The 26470-nt window shown below is 64.1% G+C and carries 19 protein-coding genes; 4 read left to right on the forward strand and 15 right to left on the reverse strand.

What is annotated here, in order from left to right:
- Positions 1–33: 33 nt before the first annotated feature.
- The 3 genes from fusA to rpsL are packed head-to-tail and all read right to left on the reverse strand — an operon-like array spanning position 34 to position 2994.
- A complete protein-coding gene (gene fusA, locus ACVWY5_RS20550) occupies positions 34–2106 on the reverse strand; it encodes an elongation factor G (protein WP_028352166.1) in 2073 nt (690 codons plus the stop codon).
- A gap of 30 nt (positions 2107–2136) precedes the next feature.
- Positions 2137–2607 carry a 30S ribosomal protein S7 gene (rpsG, locus tag ACVWY5_RS20555; RefSeq protein WP_016843741.1) on the reverse strand — a complete coding sequence of 157 codons (471 nt, stop codon included), beginning with the start codon at positions 2605–2607 and terminating at the stop codon, positions 2137–2139.
- A 15-nt stretch (positions 2608–2622) separates the two neighbouring features.
- Positions 2623–2994: a 30S ribosomal protein S12 gene (gene rpsL / locus ACVWY5_RS20560; protein WP_006611834.1), complete on the reverse strand. Its 372-nt coding sequence runs from the start codon at positions 2992–2994 to the stop codon at positions 2623–2625.
- Positions 2995–3689: 695 nt separating this feature from the next.
- On the opposite strand from rpsL, the gene ACVWY5_RS20565 reads away from it, so the two are divergent.
- Positions 3690–4913: an FAD-dependent oxidoreductase gene (locus ACVWY5_RS20565; protein WP_038377666.1), complete on the forward strand. Its 1224-nt coding sequence runs from the start codon at positions 3690–3692 to the stop codon at positions 4911–4913.
- A gap of 33 nt (positions 4914–4946) precedes the next feature.
- Here the strand turns inward: ACVWY5_RS20565 and ACVWY5_RS20570 are convergent, their stop codons facing one another.
- The 6 genes from ACVWY5_RS20570 to rplJ form a co-directional block, all read right to left on the reverse strand.
- Positions 4947–6980 carry an ABC transporter ATP-binding protein gene (locus ACVWY5_RS20570; RefSeq protein WP_028335457.1) on the reverse strand — a complete coding sequence of 678 codons (2034 nt, stop codon included), beginning with the start codon at positions 6978–6980 and terminating at the stop codon, positions 4947–4949.
- Between the two features lie 224 nt (positions 6981–7204).
- On the reverse strand, positions 7205–9265 hold the full coding sequence (locus ACVWY5_RS20575; RefSeq protein WP_028335456.1) for an FAD-dependent oxidoreductase: 2061 nt from the start codon (positions 9263–9265) through the stop codon (positions 7205–7207).
- Positions 9266–9445: 180 nt separating this feature from the next.
- On the reverse strand, positions 9446–13648 hold the full coding sequence (gene rpoC / locus ACVWY5_RS20580; RefSeq protein WP_028335455.1) for a DNA-directed RNA polymerase subunit beta': 4203 nt from the start codon (positions 13646–13648) through the stop codon (positions 9446–9448).
- A gap of 128 nt (positions 13649–13776) precedes the next feature.
- Entirely contained in the window at positions 13777–17895 is a 4119-nt protein-coding gene (gene rpoB / locus ACVWY5_RS20585; protein ID WP_028335454.1) for a DNA-directed RNA polymerase subunit beta, read from the reverse strand.
- 441 nt (positions 17896–18336) lie between these two features.
- Entirely contained in the window at positions 18337–18717 is a 381-nt protein-coding gene (rplL, locus tag ACVWY5_RS20590; RefSeq protein WP_028335453.1) for a 50S ribosomal protein L7/L12, read from the reverse strand.
- A 52-nt stretch (positions 18718–18769) separates the two neighbouring features.
- Positions 18770–19288: a 50S ribosomal protein L10 gene (gene rplJ / locus ACVWY5_RS20595; RefSeq protein ID WP_028335452.1), complete on the reverse strand. Its 519-nt coding sequence runs from the start codon at positions 19286–19288 to the stop codon at positions 18770–18772.
- A gap of 620 nt (positions 19289–19908) precedes the next feature.
- On the opposite strand from rplJ, the gene ACVWY5_RS20600 reads away from it, so the two are divergent.
- The 3 genes from ACVWY5_RS20600 to sigJ are packed head-to-tail and all read left to right on the forward strand — an operon-like array spanning position 19909 to position 21686.
- Positions 19909–20286: a hypothetical protein gene (locus tag ACVWY5_RS20600; protein WP_063616613.1), complete on the forward strand. Its 378-nt coding sequence runs from the start codon at positions 19909–19911 to the stop codon at positions 20284–20286.
- Entirely contained in the window at positions 20279–20824 is a 546-nt protein-coding gene (locus ACVWY5_RS20605; RefSeq protein ID WP_028335451.1) for a hypothetical protein, read from the forward strand. The genes ACVWY5_RS20600 and ACVWY5_RS20605 overlap by 8 nt, the downstream gene beginning before the upstream one ends.
- Entirely contained in the window at positions 20802–21686 is an 885-nt protein-coding gene (gene sigJ / locus ACVWY5_RS20610; RefSeq protein ID WP_028335450.1) for an RNA polymerase sigma factor SigJ, read from the forward strand. Before ACVWY5_RS20605 ends, sigJ begins: the two co-directional genes overlap by 23 nt.
- 8 nt (positions 21687–21694) lie before the next feature.
- Here sigJ and ACVWY5_RS20615 read toward each other — a convergent pair whose 3' ends face one another.
- The 6 genes from ACVWY5_RS20615 to ACVWY5_RS20640 form a co-directional block, all read right to left on the reverse strand.
- Positions 21695–22651, reverse strand: a complete 957-nt coding sequence (locus ACVWY5_RS20615; protein WP_028335449.1) for a 2-hydroxyacid dehydrogenase — start codon at positions 22649–22651, stop codon at positions 21695–21697.
- Between the two features lie 155 nt (positions 22652–22806).
- Complete coding sequence (rplA, locus tag ACVWY5_RS20620; protein WP_018272150.1) at positions 22807–23499, reverse strand: 50S ribosomal protein L1; 693 nt, start codon at positions 23497–23499, stop codon at positions 22807–22809.
- Between the two features lie 6 nt (positions 23500–23505).
- On the reverse strand, positions 23506–23934 hold the full coding sequence (gene rplK, locus ACVWY5_RS20625) for a 50S ribosomal protein L11 (protein WP_011088164.1): 429 nt from the start codon (positions 23932–23934) through the stop codon (positions 23506–23508).
- Positions 23935–24064: 130 nt separating this feature from the next.
- Positions 24065–24598 (reverse strand): transcription termination/antitermination protein NusG, encoded by a 534-nt coding sequence (nusG, locus tag ACVWY5_RS20630; RefSeq protein ID WP_021081670.1) that lies wholly within the window; start codon positions 24596–24598, stop codon positions 24065–24067.
- 20 nt (positions 24599–24618) lie between these two features.
- Positions 24619–24810 (reverse strand): preprotein translocase subunit SecE, encoded by a 192-nt coding sequence (secE, locus tag ACVWY5_RS20635; RefSeq protein ID WP_028335448.1) that lies wholly within the window; start codon positions 24808–24810, stop codon positions 24619–24621.
- A 337-nt stretch (positions 24811–25147) separates the two neighbouring features.
- On the reverse strand, positions 25148–26410 hold the full coding sequence (locus tag ACVWY5_RS20640; protein ID WP_321177568.1) for an ATP-binding protein: 1263 nt from the start codon (positions 26408–26410) through the stop codon (positions 25148–25150).
- Positions 26411–26470: the final 60 nt, after the last annotated feature.

Here is a 26470-nt window from a genome sequence, read left to right on the forward strand (position 1 = left end):
CTCCGTTCAATCGTTGACTGCCATCAACGACAATCAGGCAAACTTCTTCTGGACTTCAGCCGACACGTTCGCCGGAGCTTCGGCGTAGTGATCGAACTGCATGGTGAAGGTCGCGCGACCCTGGCTCATCGAGCGCAGGTTGTTCACGTAACCGAACATGTTCATGAGCGGCACCATCGCGTTGATGACGTTGGCGTTGCCGCGCATGTCTTGGCCCTGGATCTGGCCACGCCGGGAATTCAGGTCGCCGATGACCGAACCGGTGTAGTCTTCCGGGGTCACCACCTCGACCTTCATGATCGGCTCGAGCAGAACGGACTTGCCCTTCGTCAACGCTTCGCGGAACGCAGCCCGCGACGCGATTTCGAACGCCAGTGCCGACGAGTCGACGTCGTGATACTTGCCGTCGACCAGCTGCACCTTGACGTCCACCACCGGGAAGCCGGCAACGACACCGGAGCCCATCACGCTGTTGAGGCCCTTTTCGACGCCGGGGATGTATTCCTTCGGCACCGCGCCGCCGACGATCTTCGATTCGAACTCATAGCCCTTGCCGGGCTCGTTCGGCTCGACGACGATCGACACTTCGGCGAACTGACCGGTACCGCCGGTCTGCTTCTTGTGCGTGTACTTGACTTCGGCCTTCTTGGTCACGCGCTCGCGGAACGCCACCTGCGGCGCGCCGATGTTGGCGTCGACCTTGTAGGTGCGCTTGAGAATGTCGACCTTGATGTCGAGATGCAGTTCGCCCATGCCCTTGAGAATGGTCTGGCCGGACTCCTGGTCGGTCGACACGCGGAACGACGGATCTTCCGCGGCAAGCTTGGCAAGCGCCACGCCGAGCTTTTCCTGGTCGGCCTTCGACTTCGGCTCGATCGCGATCTCGATCACCGGCTCCGGGAATTCCATCTTCTCAAGGATCACCGGCTTGTCGGGATCGCACAGCGTGTCACCGGTGCGCGCTTCCTTCAGGCCAGCCAGTGCGACGATGTCGCCGGCATAGGCTTCCTTGATGTCTTCGCGGTTGTTCGCATGCATCAGCAGCATGCGGCCGATACGCTCCTTCTTCTCGCGGGTCGAGTTCACCACGCCGGTGCCCGACTGCAGGATGCCAGAATAGATGCGGCAGAAGGTGATGGTGCCGACGAAGGGGTCGTCCATGATCTTGAACGCGAGCAGCGCCAGCGGCTCCTTGTCGTCCGCCTTGCGCACGACTTCGTTGCCCTCATCGTCGGTGCCCTTGATCGCGGGCACGTCGATCGGCGACGGCAGATAGTCGACGACGGCGTCGAGCAGCGGCTGCACGCCCTTGTTCTTGAACGCGGAGCCGCACAGGACGGGATAGAACGCGCCGGTCAGCACGGCCTTGCGGATCAGACGCTTCAGGGTCGCCTCGTCCGGCTCCTTGCCGTCGAGGAAGGCAGCCAAAGCGTCGTCGTCGAGTTCGACGGCGGCTTCCACCATCTTCTCGCGATATTCCTTGGCCTGCTCGACCAGATCTTCCGGAATGTCGACATAGTCGAACTTGGCGCCGAGCGATTCATCGTTCCAGATGACGCCCTTCATCTTCACGAGGTCGACGAGACCCTTGAAGTTGCTCTCGGCACCGATCGGCAGCTGGATCGCGATCGGCTTCGCGCCGAGGCGGTCGACGATGTCGGACAGGCACTTGAAGAAGTCGGCGCCGGTCTTGTCCATCTTGTTGGCGAAGACGATGCGCGGAACCTTGTACTTGTCGCCCTGGCGCCACACGGTCTCGGTCTGCGGCTCGACGCCCTGGTTGGAGTCGAGAACGCAAACGGCGCCGTCGAGCACGCGCAGCGAACGCTCGACCTCGATGGTGAAGTCGACGTGGCCGGGGGTGTCGATGATGTTCAGGCGCTTGCCGTTCCAGAACGCGGTGGTCGCAGCCGAGGTGATCGTGATGCCACGCTCCTGCTCCTGCTCCATCCAGTCCATCGTCGCGGCACCTTCGTGCACTTCGCCGATCTTGTGGCTCTTGCCGGTGTAATAAAGGATGCGCTCGGTGGTCGTGGTCTTGCCGGCGTCGATATGCGCCATGATACCGAAGTTGCGGTAGTCCTCGATGGCATGTTGGCGGGGCATGAGACTGTTCCTTAAATTCCGTTGTTCGCCTTACCAGCGATAGTGCGAGAACGCGCGGTTGGCTTCCGCCATCCGGTGCACGTCTTCACGCTTCTTGACGGCGTTGCCGCGATTGTTCGAGGCGTCGAGCAGCTCAGCCGAGAGACGCTCCGTCATGGTCTTCTCGTTGCGCTCGCGAGCGGCCGAGATCAGCCAGCGGATGCCGAGCGCCTGACGGCGCACCGAACGGACTTCGACCGGAACCTGGTAGGTCGCACCGCCGACGCGGCGGGAACGAACCTCGATGGTCGGCATCACGTTCTCGAGCGCCTGCTCGAACACGCCGAGCGGGTTCTGCTTGGTCTTGGCCTCGATCATGCCGAGCGCACCGTAGACGATGTTTTCGGCAACCGACTTCTTCCCGGCGTACATCACCGAGTTCATGAACTTCGTAATGATGATGTTCCCGAACTTCGGATCCGGAAGAACTTCACGCTTCTCGGCAGAATGGCGACGCGACATCTGATCGGTTCCCGCTTACTTCGGACGCTTCGCGCCGTACTTCGAACGACGCTGCTTACGGTTCTTGACGCCCTGGGTATCCAGCACGCCGCGGAGGATGTGGTAGCGCACACCGGGCAAGTCCTTGACGCGGCCGCCGCGGATCATGACCACCGAGTGCTCCTGCAGGTTATGGCCCTCACCCGGGATGTAGCCGATCACCTCGAAGCCGTTGGTAAGGCGCACCTTGGCGACCTTACGAAGCGCCGAGTTCGGCTTCTTCGGGGTCGTGGTGTAGACGCGCGTGCACACGCCGCGCTTCTGCGGCGACTGCTGCAGCGCCGGCACCTTCTTACGCGACTTCTGCACTTCACGCGGATTTGCGATCAGCTGGTTGATCGTCGGCATGTAGCCTTCACCCTTTAGTTCGCGCGAAACCTTGAATCGGTCCGCCAATTCTTCTCGGGAAAAGCCGTCCCGTACGGCCCGCTCGGCACGGGACAAATACCCGCGCAAAGCGAAATCGCGCCAACCACTCATCGCTGAGCGGAAAGCGCTTCGACGCCACAGAGGACCGCGATCCCGAACCGTTCAGCGTTCGCTGTTCGGTCCGCCACCGAGGTCATGCATCCGAAATCACTCTCAAGAGGACGTGCTCAAGAGAACCAATATCGTCCTGGCATTGCCTAGCTATCATCGACAGCGTTTGAGCGGCATTCGTCGAGGTTGGTGCCCGTCCGGCTCCTCAAAAAGGGCCTTCGGGTGTTCCGTTCCGACGCTGGCGTAGCTCACCGCCTGTCGTTAAGTGGGCGCCTTGTATAATCGAGAGATAGTGAAGTCAAGCAAAACGACAAGCAAAGAAACGCCTCTGGCACTTGCGGATTTCGCATTTCGCCGCGGTTCGGGCAAGGCGAAATGTGACGGCCGACCAACCTCCCCGCGCCCTCATCCGAATCTTCGGGCGCGTGCGGAATCATATTATATCCGGGTAAAATACGTATAGAAACAACTCTCCCCAAGTTCGTCCCGAAGGCAAACCTCGAAACTAAGCCTTTATTTGCCATTCGCAGCGCAAAAATCAGGGTCACAGCCACGGAATTCTCATGCGGTACACCGACATCGCGATCATCGGCGGCGGTCTTGCGGGCTCGACCGCAGCCGCCATGCTCGGCCGTGCCGGGATACCGACGGTCCTGATCGACCCCCACCGGGTCTATCCGTTCGATTTCCGGGTCGAAAAGATCGGCGGCGACCTCCAGCTCGAGCGATTCGCCAGGACCGGCCTAGCAGAGTCGGTGCTCCGCTCGGCGACGCTGGACGGCGAGAACTGGATCGCGCGATTCGGCCGGTTGCTTGACCGGCAGCCGAGCCGGCAATACGGCATCATGTACGACGCGCTGATCGCGGCGATTCGGAACGAAATCGCCGGGCCGGCGGAATTCATCTGCGACAAGGTGATCAATGTCGCGACCAGTTCCGAGCGGCAGCGGCTCGTGCTTGCCAATGGCGAGGAGATCTCGGCGCGCCTTGTGGTGCTTGCCAACGGCCTGAACGTCGGGTTGCGCCGGATGCTCGGCATCGAGCGGCTGGTCACGAGCTTCTGCCACTCGATCTCGCTCGGCTTCGATTTCGTCCCCGTCGGCCGCCCCGCCTTCCCGTTCGCGGCCATGACCTATTTCTCGGAGCGGCCGAGCGACCGCATCCCCTACATCACGCTGTTTCCGGTCGGAAACCGGATGCGCGCCAACCTCTTCACCTATCGCAAGGCCGACGATCCCTGGCTGCGGGCGATGCGGCGCAATCCGGTCGAGACGCTGAACGCCGCGCTGCCGCGGCTGCGCCGGCTCACCGGCGAATTCGACATCGCCGGCGATATCAAGATCAGGCCCGCCGACATCTATGTCAGCACCGGCTATCGGCAGGCCGGCATCGTGCTGGTCGGCGATGCCTTCGCCAGCACCTGCCCCGTCACCGGCACCGGGACCGACAAGGTGTTCACCGACGTCGCCCAGCTCTGCAACGTCCACATCCCGGCCTGGCTGTCGACCGACGGCATGGGCGAGGAGAAGATCACCGCGTTCTACGACGATCCGGTCAAGACCGCCTGCGACGCCTGGTCGAATGGCAAGGCATTCAGCTTCCGCGAGGTGTCGGTCGGCAACGGGCCCACCTGGCAGGCCCAGCGCTGGGCACGCTTTTTCGGCTATCTCGGCCGCGGCTGGCTGCGCCGGCTGCACAACCCCGCGGCGGCGGCGTCACCGACGCAGCCGGCCAACCACTTCCGGCAGCGTCCGCACGCCGCGGACCGGGCGAAAAGTAGAATCTAGCGCTCGGCCATCGCCCGCGACGCGACGCGGGCCTTACGCCTCCTCATCCTCGTCTTCGTCCTCATCTTCATCATCGTCATCATCCGCGTCGTCGGCGTCCTCGTCGTGAGTCAGATGTCCCTGGTCGTCCCACAGCTTGCGATAGACGCCATTGCGGGCCAGCAGCTCCTCGTGCGAGCCGCGTTCGATCGCCCTGCCACCGGAGATCACGATGATCTCGTCCATCTCGACCACCGAAGTCAGGCGATGCGTCGACCAGATCATGGTGCGGCCCTCGGCGACCTTGAGCAGCGTGCGATTGATCGCAGCCTCTGTGGTCTGGTCGAGCGCCGAAGTCGCCTCGTCGAGCAGCAGCACGGACGGGTTACGGATGATCGCGCGCGCGATCGCGATGCGCTGGCGCTGGCCGCCCGACAGGGTATCGCCGCGCTCGCCGACCGGCGTGTCGTAGCGCTGCGGCAGGCTCATGATGTAGCGATGGATCTCGGCCTTGCGGGCAGCGTCCTCGACCTCCGCATCGGTCGCGCCTTCCTTGCCGAGCCGGATGTTCTCGCGGATCGACATGTTGAACAGCATGTTCTCCTGGAACACGACCGCCATATTGGCCCGCAGCGACTCGCGCGTCACCCGGCGGATATCGACGCCGTCGACGGCGACGCGGCCCTCGTCCGGCACGTAGAGCCGCAGGATCAGGTTGATCAGCGTGCTCTTGCCCGAGCCGCTGGGACCGACGATCGCAATGCTTTTGCCGGCATCGAGCTTGAGGCTGAGATTGTCGAGCACCGGCGTCTGCGCCCCCTCATACTGGAAGGTGACGCGATCGAAGGAGATGTCGTTGGTGATGCGCGGCAGATCCGGCGCGCCGGGACGGTCGGCGCCGCGGGTCGGCTCGTCGAGCAGTTCCTGGATGTGCCGCACCGCCGCCGCCGACTGGATCGACACCGGGATGAAATGCATCAGATGGGCGATGTTGTACGACACCTCCCAGAACGCGCTCTCGAAGGTCACGAAGGTGCCGACGGTGATTTGCCCCTTGGTGGCGAGATAGGCGCCGATCGCCAGCACCACGAGGTGGAGCAGCAGCACCGCGATGGTGACGGTGCGCTCCACCATGGTCGACAGGAACATGGCTGACGCGGCCTTGGCCCGGACGTCGCGGTTGCGCATCGTGAACCAGCCGAGCGCCCGGCGCTGCAGATTGAACGCCTTCACCACCGCCTGCGCGGCAACGTTCTCCTGCACGGTTCCGAGCAGCGCGGCCTCGTTCTGCTTCTGCTCGTAATTGGCCTGCACCGCCTTCGGCGTCAGGATGCGCGGCCCGATCAGGGTGATCGGAAACACCAGCAAGGCGACCACGGCAAGCTGCCAGTTCAGGAACAGCATCAGGATGATGCCCGCGACCAGTTCGAGGCCCGGCAGCGCCGCGCTATTGGCGAAGGTCTTGACCGAGCCCTCGAACGCCGACAGATCGATCGAGAAGCGCGACAGGATCTCGCCGCGCTTGGTGCGCGCGAAATAGGCCGACGGCAGGTTCTGGACATGGTCGAACAGCCGCGTCCGCACGTCGGCGATGATGCCGGCGGCGAGCCGCGCATCCCAGCGCTCGTACCAGACCGCGATGATCGAGGTGACGATGCCAGCCACCGCGAGCACGCCGAGGATCTTGTAGAGGGCCCCGAAATCTTCCTCGCCGAGGGCGTCGTCGATCAGGAATTTCAGGCTGAGCGGCATGATGACGTTAAACAACGTCTCGACCAGCACGCCGAAGGCGACGCAGGCGAACGGCTTCCTGTAGTTCGCCAGGATCGGCCTGACGAAGCCAAAGATCGTGGAGAGCGCGCCGGCGGCTTCCTTGGCGGTGAAGACGACGAGGTCCTCGTCATCATCGTCGTCATCGAGCTCGAACTCGTCGTCCGCGTCGTCTTCCTCTTCATCGTCAGCCGGCGCCGCGGCCGGCTTTGTGGAGGCCGCCGCCGCCGGTGGACCGGACGCGGGCTTCTTCTTCAGCTCGAGATCGTCGGCCGCCGCTCTCGTCGGATCGTCTGATACAGGAGGTCTTGGCGCCATAAACCAACCGATGCTCCACGGCCGGCATGACCGCAAATCGAAACCGCAGCTGATGACACTGCGGCCGTAATCCTATGCGATCATGACGAATTCGGCAAAGCGTTTGGAACGGCCGACGCGCCGCCGCACGCTCGCGCAGATCGCGGAGCGCAGCATTGCCGCCGTTTGACAGCTGTTTGACACGAGGCCGGTCGGCTGGCGGCAAGAGCTTCCGGTCGGTGCCGCTAATCGTCGAGGTCGGCTTCGACCTTGTCGAAGAAGGAATAGCGCAGGCTGTCGGAGTCGGCGTACCACTGCCCCGGCCCCTTGTTGGCGGCCAGCGTCAATGTCCACAGCGCATCGGTGCAGTCGCGGCGGTGCATCGACAGGTCGAAGCCGTTGCCGAAGAACAATTCCGACCACTCCCACCAGGTGCCGAGCTTCTTCACCCCGCGCAGCAGGTCGTAGCGATCGATCACCGCCGGCGCCATGTCGGAGGTCACCGACGCGAACACGACGCCGGTCTTGACCACGCGGTTGAGCTCGCGCACCCCGCGCACGACCTGCTTCTCGCCGAGATGGCACAGCGAGGTCTCGAACACGAAGTCGAACTCGTTGGCCTTGAACGGCATGTCGGCGATCGAGCCGAGCTTGTTGTACTTCTTGAGCGCCTTCGGCGTCTTGCCGTGGATGTAGCGGTTGTTCTCGATGCCCCAGGCATCGATGCCACGTTCGCGCAGCGCGCCGACCAGTTCGCCGCTGGCGGAGCCGGCGATCAGCAGCTTGTAGCCCTTCGCCCTGCCCCAGACCGTCTTGATCAGGTCCGTCAGATAGGCCGGGTCGGTGAAGTTGCGCCAGACCTCGCTGTAGGGCCCGGCGCCGCGATAATTGTCGAAATAGCTGCGATCGATCTTGTCGGACAGCGCGCCCTCGTCCTGCGCGCGGGCGCGGCGCAGCCGCATCATCTCGGTGAGGATGATGTCGGTCGCGGCATCGGAGGAATCGAGCAGTCCGTTCAGCGTCGAATCGAACAGATAGTCGCCGACCACCACGATGCCGGGGTGCTCCTTCGGCTCAGGCCGGTGGTTGGTCATGACGTCGCGCACCGGCAGGCCGCCCGGCAGCGCGTTAACCGACGATAGCCAGCGATGGATCTTGCCCTCCAGGAAATGCTCGCGCGCATCGCCGAGCGAGGCCGGCAGCGACTTCAACGCGGCGTCGATCAGCTCCTGGTCGCTGAGATTGGCGAAGGCCAGCGCATCCGAGCCCGCGATCAGCCAGTTCAGCACGCCGTGCTTGCCGACATCGTGGCGCGCGCCCTCATTGTAGACGCAGCAGCCGCCGAACGCTTCCGACATGAACCAGGCGCCCGGGATCTTCTCGCCCCAGAACGGCTCGTCGAACAGGATCGAGACCCGCAAATAATGCGCGGGCCGGTCGAAATAGGCGACGTGCTTGACCATCGACTTGCGCAGCTGCTCGCCGTCCCAGCGCATGGTCGCGAGCCAGGAGTGCGGCAGGCAGACCAGCACGAGATCGAAGTCGCGCGCCTCCGGCCCCTTGCCGTTCATCATGTTGAGCTGGTAGCGGCCACCGGCGGTCTTGCCGACCTTGAGCACACGATGGTTGAGCTGAATGTCGGCGCTGACTTCCGAGCGCAGACAATCGATCAGCTGCTCGTTGCCGTTCTGGATCGAATACAGGCCGATATAGCCGTCGACGTCCATCACGTAGTTCTTCAGCGCATTGAGGCCGTTGGTGTTGTGGCTCTCGGTCGCGATGTCGGAACGCGCCATCACCTTGAAGAAGCGCTTGGCGGTCGCGTCCTCGACCTCCTCGTCGAGGACCTGCTCGGCGGTCTTGTAGGCCCACGGGTGTTCGTTGTCGTGGGCGCCGACGCCCTCGTAATATTCGATCGGCGACACCAGGTCGCTGCAGCGCTTGCGGAACGCCTCGATCGCGGCCGCGGTCTTCGCCCCGTATTTGCGGCGCATGCCGGGAACGTCGGCGAGCAGTTCGCCGTCGAGCTGCACCTGCTCGGCATCCATCGGGATCGTCTGCAGTCCGAAATGCTGGATCAGCTCGCGCAGCGGATCCGGCCCCGTCATCGAGTAATCATAGATTTCGGCGACGCCGGCCTCATACATCGCAGGCGCAGTGTCGAATTTGCGCGTGACGATTTTGCCGCCGAGGCGGTTCGACGCCTCGAAGATGGTAACGCGGCAGAGGTCGCCGAGTTTGCGCTTCAAATACCAGGCGCTCATCAGCCCCCCGGGGCCGCCGCCTACGATAGCCAAGTCGAGCATATGGATTCCGTCGTCTCCGGCGCGAGCCAAACAGCCGGTCTAAGTCACCCTAGCAAAGGCACTTTTTTGCCTGAAGGAAAGATGAACAAACTGCGTCCCTGCACCGCAGCAAGCAAAGAAAGCAGCAAAAAGGCCGGCTAAACGCCGGCCTTCTCGCCATACCCGTAGTCTTGCGGATGCCTATTCCGCGGGCGGCAGCGCCAGCGGCTCCGCTTCCGGAGCCGTCGGCACGATCGCCGCCTGCTGCTTCTCGCGCTCGTCGAGGATCAGCTTGTCGCGCTTGACCGCGACTTCGCGGATCCGCGCCATCGAGGCGCCGGTGCCGGCCGGGATCAGGCGGCCGACAATGACGTTCTCCTTGAGGCCCTCGAGCGGGTCCACCTTGCCGTTGACGGCAGCTTCGGTGAGCACGCGCGTGGTCTCCTGGAACGACGCCGCCGAGAAGAAGGAGCGGGTCTGCAGGCTCGCCTTGGTGATGCCGAGCAGAACCGGCGTACCCGTGGCGGGCTTCTTGCCCTCCTCCTTGGCCTTGGTATTGAGCGCGTCGAACTCGATCTTGTCGACCTGCTCGCCCGAGATCATGTCGGTGTCGCCCTGATCGGTGACCTCGACCTTCTGCAGCATCTGACGGACAATCACCTCGATGTGCTTGTCGTTGATGAGCACGCCCTGCAACCGGTAGACCTCCTGGATTTCGTTGACCAGATAGGCAGCGAGTTCCTCGATGCCCTTGATCGCCAGGATGTCGTGCGGCGCCGGATTGCCTTCGACGATGAAATCGCCCTTTTCGACGATGTCGCCGTCCTGCAAGTGGATGTGCTTGCCCTTCGGGATCAGGTACTCGCGCGGCTCCTCGGTCTTGTCCATCGGCTCGATCGAGATGCGGCGCTTGTTCTTGTAGTCGCGGCCGAAGCGGATCGTTCCCGCGGTCTCCGCGATGATCGCCGCATCCTTCGGCTTGCGAGCCTCGAACAGTTCCGCCACCCGCGGCAGACCGCCGGTGATGTCACGCGTCTTGGCGCTCTCGGTCGAGATACGCGCCAGGATGTCGCCGGGCATCACCTTCGCGCCGACGTCGACCGACAGAATGCCATCGACCGACAGCATGTAGCGGGCATCGCCGCCACGCGCGAGCTTCAGCACCTTGCCGTCCTTGCCCTTGACCACGATGGCCGGACGCAGGTCCGAACCGCCGCGCGTCGTGCGCCAGTCGATGACCACGCGCTTGGCGATACCGGTCGATTCGTCGAGCGTTTCCGAGATCGACTGGCCTTCGACCAGATCCTCGAACCCGATCGTGCCCTCGACTTCGGTGAGGACCGGGCGGGTATAGGGGTCCCACTCGGCGATGCGCTGGCCGCGCTTGACCATGTCGCCTTCGTCGACATGCATCTTCGAACCGTATTGAATACGGTGGGTTGCACGCTCGGTGCCGTCGGCATCGACGATCGCAACGACCATGTTGCGCACCATCGCGATCAGGCTGCCTTCGCTGTTGCGGGCAATCGCCTTGTTCTTGATCACGATCTTGCCGTCGAAGTTCGATTCCACGAACGACTGCTCGTTGAGCTGCGCGGCGCCGCCGATGTGGAACGTGCGCATCGTCAGCTGCGTGCCGGGCTCACCGATCGACTGCGCCGCGATGACGCCGACGGCCTCACCGTGGTTGACCGGGGTGCCGCGGGCCAGGTCGCGGCCGTAGCACTTGGCGCAGATGCCGTTGATCAGCTCGCAGGTCAGCGCCGAGCGGATCTTCACTTCCTGGATGCCGGCCTGCTGGATCGCGTCGACATGGCTCTCCTCCATCAAGGTGTCACGCTTGATGATCACCTCGTTGGTGGCGGGATCGCGCACGTCATCGCAGGCCACGCGGCCCAGGATGCGGGAGCCGAGCGAGGCGACGACCGTGCCGGCGTCGACGATGGCGCGCATCTTGATGCCGAGCGTGGTGCCGCAGTCGGTCTGCGTGATGATGCAGTCCTGCGCGACGTCGACCAGACGGCGGGTCAGGTAGCCCGAGTTCGCGGTCTTCAACGCGGTGTCCGCGAGGCCCTTGCGGGCGCCGTGGGTCGAGTTGAAGTACTCGAGCACCGACAGACCTTCCTTGAAGTTGGAAATGATCGGCGTCTCGATGATCTCGCCCGACGGCTTGGCCATCAGGCCGCGCATGCCGGCGAGCTGGCGCATCTGGGCCGGCGAACCACGCGCACCGGAGTGCGCCATCATGTAGATCGAGTTGATGTCGGCATCCGCGCCCGCCGCCGTCTTCTTGGTGGACGAGATCTCCTTCATCATCGCCTTGGCGACTTCTTCACCGGCCTTCGACCAGGCGTCGACGACCTTGTTGTACTTCTCGCCATGGGTGATCAGGCCGTCATTGTACTGCTGCTCGAAATCCTTCGCCAGCGTACGGGTCTGATCGACGATCTTCCACTTCGACGCCGGCACGACCATGTCGTCCTTGCCGAACGAGATGCCCGCCTTGAAGGCGTTGTAGAAGCCGAGCGCCATGATGCGGTCGCAGAAGATCACCGTCTCCTTCTGACCGCAGTGCCGGTAGACCTGGTCGATCACGCCGGAGATCTCGCGCTTGGTCATCAGCTTGTTGATGATGTCGTACGAGATCTTCGGGTTCTTCGGCAGCAGGTTGCCGAGCATGACGCGGCCCGCGGTGGTTTCGATCCAGCGCTTGGACTGCTTGCCTTCCTCGTCGAGGCCTTCCCACCGGTACTTGATCTTGGTGTGGAGGTGGATGACCTTCGAATGCAGGGCGTGCTCGAGCTCGGCCATGTCGCCGAAGATCTTGCCCTCGCCGGGCAGGCCTTCGCGCATGATCGAGACGTAGTAGAGGCCGAGCACGATGTCCTGCGACGGCACGATGATCGGCTGGCCGTTCGCCGGATGCAGGATGTTGTTGGTCGACATCATCAGGACGCGCGCTTCCAGCTGCGCTTCGAGCGACAGCGGAACGTGCACGGCCATCTGGTCGCCGTCGAAGTCGGCGTTGAAGGCGGCGCAGACCAGCGGATGCAGCTGGATCGCCTTGCCTTCGATCAGCACCGGCTCGAACGCCTGGATGCCCAGGCGATGCAGCGTCGGCGCGCGGTTGAGCAGCACCGGATGCTCGCGGATCACCTCGTCGAGGATATCCCAGACCTCCGGACGCTCCTTCTCGACCAGCTTCTTGGCCTGCTTCACCGTGGTGGACAGGCCCTTGGCGTCGAGCCGCGAGTAGATGAACGGCTTGAACAGCTCGAGCGCCATCTTCTTCGGCAGGCCGCACTGATGCAGGCGCAGCTCGGGACCGACCACGATCACCGAACGGCCCGAATAGTCGACGCGCTTGCCGAGCAGGTTCTGGCGGAACCGGCCCTGCTTGCCCTTCAGCATGTCGGCGAGCGACTTCAGCGGACGCTTGTTGGCGCCGGTGATGACGCGGCCGCGGCGGCCGTTGTCGAACAGTGCGTCGACGGCCTCCTGCAGCATGCGCTTTTCGTTGCGGATGATGATGTCGGGCGCACGCAGCTCCATCAGCCGCTTCAGGCGGTTGTTGCGGTTGATGACGCGGCGGTACAGGTCGTTGAGGTCGGAGGTCGCGAACCGGCCGCCGTCGAGCGGCACCAGCGGACGCAGGTCCGGCGGAATCACCGGCACGACCGTCATGATCATCCATTCCGGCTTGTTGCCGGAAACGCGGAAAGCCTCGACGATCTTCAGACGCTTGGCGAGCTTCTTGTGCTTGATGTCGGAGTCGGTCTCCGCCATGTCGGCACGCAGCGTCGCCTCGAGCTTCTCGAGTTCGAGCCCCTTCAGCAACTCGCGGATCGCCTCCGCGCCGATCATGGCGGTGAAGGAATCCTGGCCGTACTCGTCCTGCGCCTTCAGGTACTCGTCTTCCGACAGCAGCTGACGGTCCTTCAGCGCGGTGAGACCCGGCTCGAGCACGACGTAGTATTCAAAGTACAGGATCCGTTCGAGATCCTTCAGCGTCATGTCGAGCAGGAGGCCGATGCGCGAGGGCAGCGACTTCAGGAACCAGATGTGGGCGACCGGCGCCGCCAGCTCGATATGGCCCATGCGCTCGCGCCGGACGCGCGACAGCGTCACCTCGACCGAGCACTTCTCGCAGATGATGCCCTTGTACTTCATCCGCTTGTACTTGCCGCACAAGCACTCGTAGTCCTTGATCGGCCCGAAGATGCGCGCGCAGAACAGGCCGTCACGCTCCGGCTTGAAGGTGCGGTAGTTGATGGTCTCCGGCTTCTTGATCTCGCCGTAGGACCAGGACAGAATCTTCTCCGGAGACGCGATCGAAATCCGGATCTGGTCGAAGACCTGGGCCGGGGTCGTCGGATTGAAAAGATTCATAATCTCTTGATTCATGGTCTTCTCCTCGCGTGCCGATCGTCACCGGCAGCAAATTCGAAACTTCTATTCAGCCCGCGCCCCCACCCAACGTCCGAGCGGAGTGCGGAGGCCCGGCGCGTCTCGCGCCGGGCATGATCACAGCGTTACTCGGCCGCTTCCGACGTCGGCGCCGGTCCCACCTTGGAATTGTGCAGGTCGACGTTGAGGCCGAGCGAGCGCATTTCCTTGACCAGCACGTTGAACGATTCCGGAATACCGGCCTCGAAGGTGTCGTCGCCGCGCACGATCGCCTCGTACACCTTGGTACGGCCAGCGACGTCGTCCGACTTCACGGTCAGCATCTCCTGCAGCGTGTAGGCGGCGCCGTAAGCTTCCAGCGCCCAGACCTCCATTTCGCCGAAGCGCTGGCCGCCGAACTGCGCCTTGCCGCCCAGCGGCTGCTGGGTGACGAGCGAGTACGGACCGATCGAACGCGCGTGGATCTTGTCGTCCACGAGGTGGTGCAGCTTGAGCATGTAGATGTAGCCCATCGTCACCTTGCGATCGAACGCATCGCCGGTGCGGCCGTCATAGACGGTCGACTGGCCGGAGGCGTCGAAGCCCGCGAGCTTCAGCATCTCCTCGATGTCGGCCTCCTTGGCGCCGTCGAACACCGGCGTTGCGATCGGCACGCCGTGGCTCAGATTGCGGCCGAGCTCGACCAGCTCGTTCTCGTTCAGCGACTTGATGGTTTCATCCTCGCCATAGATCTTCTTCAGGGTCTCGCGCAGCGGCTTGAGATCCTGCTTCTGATAGTAGGCGTCGATGGTCTGGCCGATGCGCTTGCCGAGGCCGGCGCAGGCCCAACCGAGATGGGTCTCAAGGATCTGACCGACGTTCATGCGCGACGGCACGCCGAGCGGATTGAGCACGATGTCGGCATGCGTTCCGTCCTCGAGGAACGGCATGTCCTCGATCGGCACGATCTTCGACACCACACCCTTGTTGCCGTGACGGCCGGCCATCTTGTCGCCGGGCTGGATCTTGCGCTTCACCGCGACGAAGACCTTGACCATCTTCATCACGCCGGGCGGCAGCTCGTCGCCACGCTGCAGCTTCTCGACCTTGTCGAGGAAGCGCTGCTCGAGGCCCTTCTTCGACTCGTCGTACTGCTTCCGCATGGCCTCGATCTCGGCCATCAGCTTGTCGTTCGGCGAGGCGAACAGCCACCACTGCGACTTCGGATACTCGTCGAGCACCGCGCGGGTGATCTTGGTATCCTTCTTGAAGCCCTTCGGGCCGGCGATGCCCTGGCGGTTCTCCAGCAGCTCGGCGAGGCGGTTGTAGACGTTGCGGTCCAGAATCGCCTGCTCGTCGTCGCGGTCCTTGGCGAGACGCTCGATCTCCTCGCGCTCGATCGCCAGCGCACGCTCGTCCTTGTCGACGCCGTGGCGGTTGAACACGCGGACTTCCACGATGGTGCCCTGCACGCCCGGAGGCACCCGCAGCGAGGTGTCGCGGACGTCGGAGGCCTTCTCGCCGAAGATGGCGCGCAGCAGCTTCTCTTCCGGCGTCATCGGGCTCTCGCCCTTCGGCGTGATCTTGCCGACCAGGATGTCGCCGGCGCGGACTTCCGCACCGATGTAGACGATACCGGCTTCGTCGAGGTTCTTCAGCGCTTCTTCCGAGACGTTCGGGATGTCGCGGGTGATTTCCTCAGGACCGAGCTTGGTGTCGCGGGCCATCACCTCGAACTCCTCGATGTGAATCGAGGTGAAGACGTCGTCCTTCACGATCCGCTCGGAGAGCAGGATCGAGTCTTCGAAGTTGTAGCCGTTCCACGGCATGAACGCGACCAGCACGTTGCGGCCGAGCGCGAGCTCGCCGAGATCGGTCGACGGACCGTCGGCGATGATGTCGCCCTTCTTGACGATGTCGCCGACCTTCACCAGCGGACGCTGGTTGATGCAGGTCGACTGGTTGGAGCGCTGGTACTTCATCAGCCGGTAGATATCGACGCCCGACTTAGTCGGATCGAGATCCTCGGTGGCGCGGATCACGACGCGGGTGGCGTCGATCTGGTCGATCACGCCCGAGCGGCGCGCGGCAATCGCCGCGCCCGAGTCACGGGCGACCACGCCTTCCATGCCGGTGCCGACGAACGGCGCCTCGGCGCGAACCAGCGGCACCGCCTGGCGCTGCATGTTCGAGCCCATCAGCGCGCGGTTGGCGTCGTCGTTCTCGAGGAACGGGATCAGCGCCGCGGCGACCGAAACCAGCTGCTTCGGCGACACGTCCATGTAGTCGACCTTGTCCGGCGTCACCGGCAGCACTTCGCCGGCGTGACGGCAGACCACGAGGTCGTCGGTGAAGCGACCCTTTGCATCGAGCGGCACGTTGGCCTGCGCGACGCGGTAGCGCCCCTCTTCCATCGCCGACAGATAGATCACCTCGTCGGTGACCCGGCCGTCCTTGATCTTGCGATAGGGCGTCTCGACGAAGCCGTACTTGTTGACGCGCGCGAACGTCGCCAGCGAGTTGATCAGGCCGATGTTCGGACCTTCCGGCGTCTCGATCGGGCAGATGCGGCCGTAATGCGTCGGATGCACGTCGCGGACTTCGAAGCCGGCGCGCTCGCGGGTCAGACCGCCCGGGCCAAGCGCCGACAGGCGCCGCTTGTGGGTGATCTCCGACAGCGGGTTGGTCTGGTCCATGAACTGCGACAGCTGCGAGGAGCCGAAGAACTCGCGCACCGCGGCAGCCGCGGGCTTGGCGTTGATCAGGTCCTGCGGCATCACGGTGTCGATATCGACGCTCGACATGCGCTCCTTGATCGCGCGCTCCATGCGGAGCAGGCCGATCCGGTACTGGTTTTCCATGAGCTCGCCGACCGAGCGCACCCGGCGGTTGCCGAGGTGGTCGATGTCGTCGATCTCGCCCTTGCCGTCGCGCAGGTCGACCAGCGTCTTGATGACGGCCAGGATGTCTTCCTTGCGCAGCGTGCGATGGGTGTCGGGCGCATCGAGCTCGAGGCGCATGTTCATCTTGACGCGGCCGACCGCGGAGAGGTCGTAGCGCTCGGCGTCGAAGAACAGCGACTGGAACATCGCCTGCGCCGAATCCAGCGTCGGCGGCTCGCCCGGACGCATCACGCGGTAGATGTCGAACAGCGCGTCCTCGCGCGTCATGTTCTTGTCGGCAGACAGCGTGTTGCGGATGTAGGCGCCGACATTGACGTGGTCGATGTCGAGCAGCGGCAGGTCCTTGTAGCCCTGCTCGTTCAGCACCTTGAGCGACTTCTCAGTGATCTCCTCGCCGGCTTCGGCGTAGATCTCACCGGTCTTCGGGTTGACGAGATCCTCGGCGAGATAGTTGCCGACGAGCTCCTCGTCCGACATGCGCAGCGCCTTCAGGCCCTTCTCCTGAAGCTGGCGCGCCTGGCGCACGGTCAGCTTCTTGCCGGCCTCGAGCACCACCTTGCCGGTGTCGGCGTCGATCAGGTCGTTGACGGTCGAATAGCCGCGGAAGCGGTTGGCATCGAACGGCACGCGCCATCCGTCCTTGGTCCGCTTGTAGGTGATCTTCTTGTAGAAGGTCGACAGGATCTGCTCGCCGTCGAGACCGAGCGCGTACATCAGCGAGGTCACGGGCAGCTTGCGGCGGCGGTCGATGCGCGCGAACACGATGTCCTTGGCGTCGAACTCGATGTCGAGCCAGGAACCGCGATACGGAATCACGCGCGCGGCAAACAGCAGCTTGCCGGACGAATGGGTCTTGCCCTTGTCGTGGTCGAAGAACACGCCCGGCGAACGGTGCATCTGCGAGACGATGACGCGCTCGGTGCCGTTGACGACGAAGGTGCCGTTCATCGTCATGAGCGGGATATCGCCCATGTAGACGTCCTGCTCCTTGATGTCCTTCACCGACTTGGCGCCGGTTTCCTCGTCGATATCGAACACGATGAGACGCAGCGTCACCTTGAGCGGCGCAGCGAAGGTCATGCCGCGCTGACGGCACTCGTCGACGTCATATTTCGGCTGTTCGAACTCGTAGCGGACGAATTCGAGCATCGAGGTGCCGGAGAAATCCGAGATCGGAAACACCGAGCGGAATACCGCCTGCAGGCCCTCGTCGAGCCGACCGCCGGTCGGCTCGTCGACCATCAGGAACTGGTCATAGGACGCCTTCTGAACCTCGATGAGGTTCGGCATCTCGGCGACTTCCTTGATGTGACCGAAAAACTTGCGTACGCGTTTGCGACCGGTGAATGTCTGCTGCGCCATCGTGGCCTCTCATTTTCGTCGCCTTTGTGGGGCGAACCTTCCGGGAGCGACTGCCATCGGCCCCGGGTTGAATTTCGAATCGTCTCGAAGGAACGAAGCGTAAAGTCAGGAATTAAATCCCCGTCCCGGCCCCGACCACCTCCAAAACGCAAAACAACGCGCGGGGCGCATCACTGCACCCGCTCGTCCAAACGCTCCGCTTTACGGACTGAAAAAGCCCGAAATCTGACTGTCTCCCAACGGCTTCCGCCGAGGACCCTGCCGTCCCCGCCGCCTACCGTGTTTTTCCGCTGCCAACCCGATATGGGATGGCAATAAAGGAGATTCGAGGGTTAAGTCCACGGATCCCCACACTTTTTTGTGTCCGGCACGCCACGCGACAACCTGTCGCACGCCGTTTGCATGGCCCGGGAGCGCCCTGCGGCGCTCCCGGATCGCGCATTACTTGAGCTCGACCTTGGCGCCAGCCTTCTCGAGCTGGGCCTTGATCTTGTCGGCTTCTTCCTTGTTGACGCCTTCCTTGACGGGCTTCGGAGCGCCTTCGACGAGGTCCTTGGCTTCCTTCAGGCCCAGGCCGGTGATGGCGCGGACTTCCTTGATGACTTCGATCTTCTTGTCGCCGGCCCCAGCCAGCACGACGGTGAAGTCGGTCTTCTCTTCAGCCGGAGCAGCGGCACCGCCACCACCAGCAGCCGGGCCGGCAACCGCAACGGCGGCAGCGGCGGACACGCCCCACTTTTCTTCGAGGAGCTTGGCGAGTTCGGCCGCTTCGAGCACGGTGAGGCTCGAGAGGTCGTCGACGATTTTCTGCAAGTCAGCCATTGTTCAGTTCCTTAAACGTTTGGTTCGAACCAGGTTTGAGATTAGCGAAGGGTCAGGCCGCTTCGCCCTTTGAGGCATGAGCCTGAATGACGCGTGCGAGCTTGGCCGCGGGCGCGTTGGAGAGCTGAGCAAGCTTGGTCGCCGGCGCCACGAGGAGGCCAACGATCTTGCCGCGCAGTTCGTCGAGCGACGGCAGTGAGGCAAGCGCCTTCACGCTGTCGACATTCAGGACGGTTTTACCCATCGAGCCGCCGAGGATGACGAACTTCTCGTTCGCCTTGGCGAATTCGATGGCAACCTTTGGCGCCGCAACCGGATCGTTCGAAGTAGCGATCACGGTCGGCCCCTTCAGCAGGGAGCCGATGGCAGCGACGTCAGTGCCTTCAAGAGCAATTTTGGCGAGACGGTTCTTCGAGACCTTCACCGACGCGCCCGCCTGCTTCATCTGCATGCGCAGCTTCTGCATCTGGGCCACGGTGAGGCCGGAATAATGAGCAACGATCGCAACCGACGTGGTCTTGAAGACCTCGTTAAGTTGTTCGACCGACTCTTTTTTTGCCGCTCGTTCCACAGCAAGCTCTTTCCGGTTGGCGGCCTTTCCGCGAAGGCAGGACCGCCGGGTTGCACCCATCGTCCCGCCCTAAACCTGATCCTTGGGGCGCAAGACCCTTCGGACATGCCGGGCAAGACGACATCTAGAAGCCTGCCCTCCCAGAGCCTTGCGGCCATGGGCTGTCGAGGTTCGAACCAAACCAGCCTCCCGGCCGCGAACTGATCGCGACGTGGAGTGCAAAATCCGGTCTTCACCCGTCTATGCAGGCCATGCGATTAAGCCGTTGAAAACACCAGGTTCTCGCGGGCGCCTGCAGTCTTGGACAGGATCGAGGCACTTCAGCACGCTGAAGGCCCCTGCTCTCATTCCTCTGAAGGCGACGGGTCTCCTTCCTTTCGAGCATCCTTGCGGGCATGCGGAAAGGAATGATCTCCTATCATCTCAGGTTTTCGGATTGCGAGCACGGACATGCCAGCAAGTGCCAGCACGCCCGGAAGGCGCTATGTAGCCGGTCCTGCCCTGCTTGCCAAGAGCAAATTTCAGACCAGTTCGGCGACCTGCCCGGCCCAGCGAAAAATTTCTTCCCCGGACGACGTCACGCTCCAATGCCGTCGCTCGTCTGGGCGCTGGAGGCTCGCATGAAACGATGGATTGCAGGAATTCTCGCCCTCTTCAACCTCGCCAATGGGCTGGTGATGCTGTCGGCCGGTTCCCTCTGGTGGTCGCTGGTGCCCGGCGCCGCCGATACCGGTCCGTTCAACCCTCATTTGGTCCAGGACGTCGGCATTGCCTTCATCGTGGCCGGGCTCGGCTTGGCGGCGCGAGCCTTGTGGCCGGCCTGGTGGCCGGCAGCGGTCGCGGGCGCCGCGTTCCTGGCCGGCCACGGCCTGCTGCATCTCGTGATGATCGCCGGCGGCCACGACCGCCATGCCGCATCCGATCTGGTGGCGGTCGTCCTGCCCGCGGCGCTCGCCCTCTATTCCGCCCTGCCAAATCAAGGAGAACGACATGCGTAGCTTCATCGCGCGCCGCATGCTGCGCGCCTATTCCAGGCGCTACGGCTACGACACCACCTATCTCGAGATCATGCTGAAGGAATCGCCCGCCGCGTTCTTCAAATTCGCCGGCGCGATGAAGGCCGCCGCCTACCGCGCGGTCGCGCCGGTTGAGGCCTTCTACGCCGCCAAGCTCACCGGCGCGCTGGCGGAAGATTGCGGTCCCTGCGCGCAACTGGTCGTCGACATGGCGATCGAGGCAGGAGTGGCGGAGCGGCAGGTCACCGCCGTGCTCCGGCGCGATGTTGCCGCCATGACCGCGGACACCGCGCTCGGCTTCCACTTCGCCGACGCGATCGTGCAACGCTCGGCCGACGATGACGCCTGCCGCGACGCGGTTCGCGCGCGCTGGGGCGAAAAAGGCGTGATCGACCTCGCCATGGCCCTACAAATCGGCCGCATCTTCCCCATGATGAAGCTGGCGCTGGGATATGCCAGGGAGTGTCGCCGCGTGACCGTGGCCGGCCATCAGATCGATGTCATCAAGCAGGCCGCCTGAGCGCGACCCGCTGGCGCCGTATCGGGCGCGGCTGACCGGGCTTGCCTATCGCATGCTCGGCAGCCGCGGCGATGCCGACGATGTGGTCCAGGACGCCTGGCTGCGCTTCGCCGCGGCGGACGACGTCCGCAATCCCGAGGCGTTCCTCGTCACCGTGGTGACCCGGCTTTGCCTCGACCGGCTGAAGAGCGCCCGCGCCCAGCGCGAAGTCTATGTCGGCGCCTGGTTGCCCGAGCCGGTGTTCGACGAGACGCTGTCGGCCGAGGCGGCGACCGAACTCGCCGACGATCTCTCCTTCGCGCTGATGCTGGCGCTCGACGCCCTGACGCCGCTCGAGCGCGCCGCGTTCCTGCTGCACGACGTGTTCGACCGGCCATTCGCGGAAGTTGCCCGCACCCTCGAGCGCAGCGAGGCGGCCTGCCGGCAGCTCGCCGCGCGCGCCCGCCGATCGGTCCGCGACAACCGCCCTGTTCCCGTCGAGCCACCCGAAGGCCACGCACGGCTGCTGACGGCATTCTGCAAGGCCGCGGCCAGCGGCGACGTCTCCGCCCTCGCCAACCTGCTGCGCGCGGATGCCATCGCGATCACCGACGGCGGCGGCCGCAAGCTGGCGGCGCTGAAGCCGATCAAGGGGGCAGAGAAGATCGTCCGCTTCATCATCGGTATCGCCGGCAAGAACGCCGGCAGCGAGGTTCGCGTCGAACCGATGCTGGTCAATGGCAGCGCGGGCGCGCTGATCTTCCTCGATGGCGAAGTCGACCACACGCTGAGCATGGCGATCGACGGCGAGACTGGCCGGATTGCGGCGATCTACATCGTCCGCAACCCGGACAAGCTGCGCCACGCGCCGCGCCGGAGCTGAAGCTCCGGTCAGGACGCCGTCGCCACCGGATAGGCGAGCGGCTTGCCGGCAAAGAACGCGTCGAGATTGGCCAGCACGCAATCCTGCATGGCGACGTGCGATTCCAGCGTGTGGCCGCCGAGATGCGGCGACAGCACCACGTTCGGCAACGCGGTCAGCGCATCGGGCGCATGTGGCTCCCTCGCGAAGACGTCGAGGCCGGCTCCGGCGATCACGCCGTCGGTCAACGCTGCGACCAGCGCCTTCTCGTCGATGACCGAGCCGCGCGCGATGTTGACGACGAACCCGTCGCTGCCGAGCCGGCGCAGGATGTCGGCATTGACCGCATGCTCGGTCTCGGCGCCGGCGCGGACGGCCACCAGCAGCACGCTGCACCAATCGGCGAGCGCCTCCAGCGTCGGAAAGTATTGATAGGGCACCTCGTGCTTCGAGCGGCTGAAATAGCCGACCTCGGTCTCGAAGGCGGCGACGCGGGCGGCGATCTTGCGGCCGATCTCGCCCATGCCGTAGACGCCGACCTTGCGGCCGCGCATGCCGGCCTGCGGCCGCATCATCGGCGAGGGCTTTGCACCGGCCCAGTCGCCGCCCCGCACGTAATCGTCAGCCACCAGCAGCCGCCGCACCGACGCCAGCATCAAGGTGACCGCGGTGTCGGCGACGGAGGCCGCATTGGCCCCCGGGCTGTGGCCGACCGCGATGCCGCGTCTGGCGGCAGCGGCGAGATCGACGCCGTCATAGCCGGTGCCGTAGCAGACGATCGCGCCGAGCTTCGGCAGCATGTCCATGGCCTCCGTGCCGAGCGCCGTGCCGCCCGCGGTGATCATGGCGCTGATATCGGCGAGCTCGGCCGCCGGGAACGCTTCGTCCAATCGCTTGCCCGCCGCGTTCAGCAGCTCATAGCGCTCGCCGAAGCGGATCAGCTGGGCCTTGGGAAAGCGTGAATAAACCAGGACCTTATCGGGCATTGTTGTTCTTTCTTGCGAGAGGCTTCAGATCTTGTCTTGGCGCGTTTTCTTCACGCGAACCGGTAGCCACTTCGCTTGAAAACGCTTTGGCAAAAACAAAGGGCGGAACCGGTTGCCCGGTCCCGCCCCTCTTTATCTCGTCACGGCCAAGGATCTCAGCCGAGGATCGTGCCCGGCTCGACCTTCACGCCCGGGCCCATGGTGGAGGAAACCGCCACGCGCTGGATGTAGGTGCCCTTGGAGCCCGCCGGCTTCGCCTTGGAGACGGCGTCTGCAAGCGCCTTGACGTTCTCGACCAGCTTGTCCTCGGAGAACGAGGCCTTGCCGATGCCGGCCTGCACGATGCCGGCCTTCTCGACGCGGAACTCGACCGAGCCGCCCTTGGCACCCTTCACGGCGTTGGTGACGTCCATGGTCACGGTGCCGATCTTCGGGTTCGGCATCATGCCGCGCGGACCGAGCACCTTACCGAGGCGGCCGACCAGGGGCATCATGTCGGGCGTGGCGATACAACGATCGAAATCGATCGCGCCGCCCTGCACCTTCTCGACCAGGTCTTCGGCACCGACGACGTCGGCACCGGCGGCCTTGGCTTCCTCAGCCTTGGCGCCGCGCGCGAACACGCCGACGCGAAGCGTACGGCCGGTTCCGTTCGGCAGGTTGACGACGCCGCGGACCATCTGGTCGGCATGGCGCGGGTCGACGCCGAGATTGATCGCGATCTCGATCGTCTCGTCGAACTTCGACTTGGCGCGCTCCTTGACCATCTTGATGGCATCCGCGAGCGGATAGAGCTTCTCGCGATCGACGCCCTCGCGGGCCTTCTTCAAACGCTTTCCGATTGACATGGCCCGTTACCCCGCAACTTCCAGACCCATCGAACGGGCAGAGCCCTCGACCATCTTCATGGCCGATTCGATGGTGTCGCAATTCAAGTCCTTCATCTTCTTCTCGGCGATCTCGCGCACCTGCGCCTTGGTCACCTTGCCGGCCTTGTCACGGCCCGGCGCCTTCGATCCGGACTGGATCTTGGCGGCCTGCTTGAGGAAGTAGGACATCGGAGGGGTCTTCATCTCGAAGGTGAAGGACCGGTCCGCATAGATGGTGATGATCACCGGGATCGGGGTGTTCTTCTCTTCCTTCTGGGTCTGCGCGTTGAACGCCTTGCAGAACTCCATGATGTTCAGACCGCGCTGACCAAGCGCGGGACCGATCGGGGGCGAAGGATTCGCCGCACCGGCCGGGACCTGAAGCTTCAGGTATCCGGTCACCTTCTTTGCCATTTATCACTCCTGTTGTGCCGGACGGGCCGGCGGTTTCAGGTTCCGTGGTTCGGTTGAAGGGGCTGGCGACCGCCTCCTCCCTCCCACGGCCTCTCTACTTGACGCGAGGCATATACCCCGCGCCGTCCGGTCAGACCACCTTTTCGACCTGACCGAATTCCAGTTCCACGGGCGTCGCGCGGCCGAAGATCGACACCGCGACCTTCACGCGCGAGCGCGCCTCGTCGATTTCTTCCACCACGCCGGAGAACGAAGCGAACGGGCCGTCGGCCACGCGCACGTTCTCGCCGATTTCGAACGACACCGACGCCTTCGGGCGCTCCACGCCCTCCTGCACCTGGTGCAGGATCCGCATCGCCTCGGCCTCCGAGATCGGCATCGGCTTGTTTTCCGCGCCGAGGAAGCCGGTCACCTTCGGGGTGTTCTTGATCAGATGGAACGCCTCGTCGGTCAGCTTCATCTTCACCAGCACATAGCCCGGGAAGAACTTGCGCTCGGCATCGATCTTGCGGCCGCGCCGCACCTCGGTGACCTTTTCGGTCGGCACGAGAATCTGCTCGAACAGCTCTTCCAGCCCGCGCTGCTTGGCCTGCTCGCGGATGGATTCCTGAACCTTCTTCTCGAAGTTCGAATAGGCGTGAACGATGTACCAGCGCTTGTCCATCAATTGAGTTCCCATGCTCATCAGTGGATGCCCAGTATCAGGGTAATCAGATAACGAATGATCTGATCTGCGGCGAAGAAGAAGACCGAGGCCAGCGCCACCATCACGAACACCATGATGGTGGTGATGGTCGTCTCGCGGCGCGTCGGCCAGGTGACCTTGGCGGTCTCCGAGCGCACTTCCTGCAGGAATTTGAACGGGCTGAAAGCCATCGTGAGATCCGCGTCCGTCTCCGGACGATTGCAACGTTTCAAGGAATCCGAACAGCCGACCTTGCGGACCCAGCCCTCGTTTGGAAGGTTGAGCCGATAAACGAGCTCGAATGTTCGGGGAATTAGGCCGCGCCGGATATCCGCCATCAAAGCGGGCCGGCTGCGAGTGCCGGGTATCTACTGCGAGACCGGCCAAACGTCAAGGTCGACGGGGTCCGACCCGGCGCCCGCCCGGTTCGGGCAGATCGGGCATTGGTCTCTCCAAATCAAGGGCTTAGCCGGCGCCCTGCAATCCCCTGGCGTCCTGGCGCGATCAGCGTCGTCCGTCTCGCCTCCTCTAGGCCAGGCCGGGTTTTGGCGGCAGCAGCATCGATACGAGCAGTCCGCTCGGCTCCCGCAGCCTCAACGCGATGCTGCCGCCATGGCGCTTGGCGATATCCTGCGCGATCGATAGCCCCAGCCCGAAGCCCCCCTCCTGCCGGGCGCTGTCGGCCTTGAAGAAGGGCTCGAATACCTTGTCGTGCAGCGCCGGCGGAATGCCCGGACCGTCGTCGGCCACCTCGATCTCGATGTGGCCGGCCTCCATGGGGCGAAGCGTCACCGCGACCTTGCTGCCGTGCTTGACCGCATTCTCCACGATATTGGTGACGGCGCGCGACAGCGCGCGGGGCCGGCAGGCATAAGGCAGACGCGCCGGCCCGACATAGGATACCGCGTGGCCCATGTCGGCGAAGTCCGAACAGATGGTCTGCAGGAAGCTCGGCAGGTCGATGAAGGACGCCGCCTCCGAGCGAGCATCCTCGCGCAGATACTCCAGGGTCTCGTTGATCATGCGCGTCATCTTGGCGATATCGCCCAGCATCGCAGGGCGCAGGGTGTCGTCGCCGACGCGCTCGGTACGCAGCCTGAGCCGGGTCAGCGGCGTCCGCAGGTCATGACTGATGGCGGCGAGCATGCGGGTGCGGTCGTCGAGCAGCGCTGCGATACGCGTGCGCATGTCGTTCAGCGCGTCGGCGACCTGGGCGATTTCGAGCGGACCGCGCCGGCGCAACACCTCGGGAGCCCGCGGCGAGCGGCCGAACGAGGTCGCGGCACGCGCGACATCGGCCAGCGGCGCAATCACCCAACGCACCGCATAGACCGACAGCAGCAGCATCGAGATCAGCACGATGATCCCGCCTCCTGCCACCGGGCGGAGCAAAAAGGACCAGAAGCCGCCCTTGACCGCAACGTCGGCCATCAACGCGTGGCCGTCGTCGAGCTTCACGAGCACCTGTGACGACGAGCCCGCCGGATGGCGCAGTTCTTCCAGCAACTCAATTCCGGACTCGGCCGCCAGCTGCCGAAACGCTCTTATGGAAAACGGCCGCGTCTCACCGACCGTCCGAGGCACGAGTTCGCTCAACGCGACGCGCCTGGCGTCGAGACCGCCGCGCCTGGCTGCCGCCAGCAGTTCTTCGGCATCGACGGGCGTCTTCGTGAAACGCAGAAGCTGCGTGAGCTCCGCGACCCGCCCGGCAAGAAACTTCTGCGTGTCGTTGACCGAGGGAGAATCGAACAGAAAGATGACGGTCACAGCTGCGAGCATGATGCCGATCAATTCCGAGAGCGCGACGAGGCTCATGAGCTGCGCGGCGATGCTGCGCGGCATCAGCCGCTG

It is taken from the genome of Bradyrhizobium sp. USDA 3256 (genome assembly GCF_054058275.1).